This is a genomic window from Rosenbergiella collisarenosi (assembly GCF_018494085.1).
GTDB classification, from domain to species: Bacteria; Pseudomonadota; Gammaproteobacteria; order Enterobacterales; family Enterobacteriaceae; genus Rosenbergiella; species Rosenbergiella collisarenosi.
In genome coordinates this window covers 1-2,060 of sequence record NZ_JABBFP010000023.1, presented here as the reverse complement: position 1 = coordinate 2,060, position 2,060 = coordinate 1, and the positions used below count along the sequence as shown (strand labels likewise).

Below are 2,060 nucleotides of genomic sequence, written 5' to 3'. Positions count from 1 at the left end.
ACTATCAGCCTACTCGCTTAAACCGGGACAACCGTCGCCCGGATAACCTAGCCTTCTCCGTCCCCCCTTCGCAGTAACACCAAGTACAGGAATATTAACCTGTTTCCCATCGACTACGCCTTTCGGCCTCGCCTTAGGGGTCGACTCACCCTGCCCCGATTAACGTTGGACAGGAACCCTTGATCTTCCGGCGAGCGGGTTTTTCACCCGCTTTATCGTTACTTATGTCAGCATTCGCACTTCTGATACCTCCAGCAGACCTCACAGTCCACCTTCAACGGCTTACAGAACGCTCCCCTACCCAACAACACATAGTGTCGCTGCCGCAGCTTCGGTGCATAGTTTAGCCCCGTTACATCTTCCGCGCAGGCCGACTCGACCAGTGAGCTATTACGCTTTCTTTAAATGATGGCTGCTTCTAAGCCAACATCCTGGCTGTCTGAGCCTTCCCACATCGTTTCCCACTTAACTATGACTTTGGGACCTTAGCTGGCGGTCTGGGTTGTTTCCCTCTTCACGACGGACGTTAGCACCCGCCGTGTGTCTCCCGTGATAACATTCTTCGGTATTCGTAGTTTGCATCGGGTTGGTAAGCCGGGATGGCCCCCTAGCCGAAACAGTGCTCTACCCCCGAAGATGAGTTCACGAGGCGCTACCTAAATAGCTTTCGGGGAGAACCAGCTATCTCCCGGTTTGATTGGCCTTTCACCCCCAGCCACAAGTCATCCGCTAATTTTTCAACATTAGTCGGTTCGGTCCTCCAGTTAGTGTTACCCAACCTTCAACCTGCCCATGGCTAGATCACCGGGTTTCGGGTCTATACCTTGCAACTTAACGCCCAGTTAAGACTCGGTTTCCCTGCGGCTCCCCTATACGGTTAACCTTGCTACAAAATATAAGTCGCTGACCCATTATACAAAAGGTACGCAGTCACACGCTCAAGGCGTGCTCCCACTGCTTGTACGTACACGGTTTCAGGTTCTATTTCACTCCCCTCGCCGGGGTTCTTTTCGCCTTTCCCTCACGGTACTGGTTCACTATCGGTCAGTCAGGAGTATTTAGCCTTGGAGGATGGTCCCCCCATATTCAGACAGGATACCACGTGTCCCGCCCTACTCTTCGAGCTCACAATCAGTGCATTTTCATGTACGGGGCTATCACCCTGTATCGCCGGACTTTCCAGACCGTTCCATTAACACACTGACTGATGCAGACTCTGGGCTCCTCCCCGTTCGCTCGCCGCTACTAGGGGAATCTCGGTTGATTTCTTTTCCTCGAGGTACTTAGATGTTTCAGTTCCCTCGGTTCGCCTCGCAACACTATGTATTCATGTTGCGATAGTGTGTCGAAACACACTGGGTTTCCCCATTCGGATATCGTCGGCTATAACGGTTCATATCACCTTACCGACGCTTTTCGCAGATTAGCACGTCCTTCATCGCCTCTGACTGCCAGGGCATCCACCGTGTACGCTTATTCGCTTAACCTCACAACCCACAGACGTCTTAGACGCTGTAGACTGTAAAAGTCTTTGAGAGACTCCGAATTATTATTCATAATTCAGTGTTTTCAATTTATCAGCTTGTTTCCAGATTTTTAAAGAGCAATATCTTAAAGATGACTCGTAAGTCAGCTTTAAGATAATTTATTTTCAGTGAGATACTGAAGATGGTGGAGCTAAGCGGGATCGAACCGCTGACCTCCTGCGTGCAAGGCAGGCGCTCTCCCAGCTGAGCTATAGCCCCATCGATTTTGCAAACATCAGAGTTACCAAAAGATTCTTTTTCAGGCAAGGCATGTTTTCGCGACGTATACTGAAGTATACGAGCCGGAAACATAACGTGGCATGAGAAAGAATTGGTAGGCCTGAGTGGACTTGAACCACCGACCTCACCCTTATCAGGGGTGCGCTCTAACCACCTGAGCTACAAGCCTGCAGATGTTTACTGCTCTCTTTAATTTTCATCAGACAATCTGTGTGGACACTACGCAGTCATGTATCTTATAGGTAAGGAGGTGATCCAACCGCAGGTTCCCCTACGGTTACCTTGTTACGACTT

2 tRNA genes and 2 rRNA genes are annotated in these 2,060 nt (G+C 50.1%); all 4 read right to left on the bottom strand.

Annotated features, from left to right (window positions below):
- Window positions 1-1,487: ribosomal RNA gene (locus tag HGT70_RS16420) — 23S ribosomal RNA — on the bottom strand; the annotation flags it as partial.
- 182 nt (window positions 1,488-1,669) lie between these two features.
- Window positions 1,670-1,745: transfer RNA gene (locus HGT70_RS16415), tRNA-Ala, on the bottom strand.
- Between the two features lie 113 nt (window positions 1,746-1,858).
- Window positions 1,859-1,935: transfer RNA gene (locus HGT70_RS16410), tRNA-Ile, on the bottom strand.
- A gap of 74 nt (window positions 1,936-2,009) precedes the next feature.
- Window positions 2,010-2,060, bottom strand: a 16S ribosomal RNA gene (locus HGT70_RS16405); the annotation flags it as partial.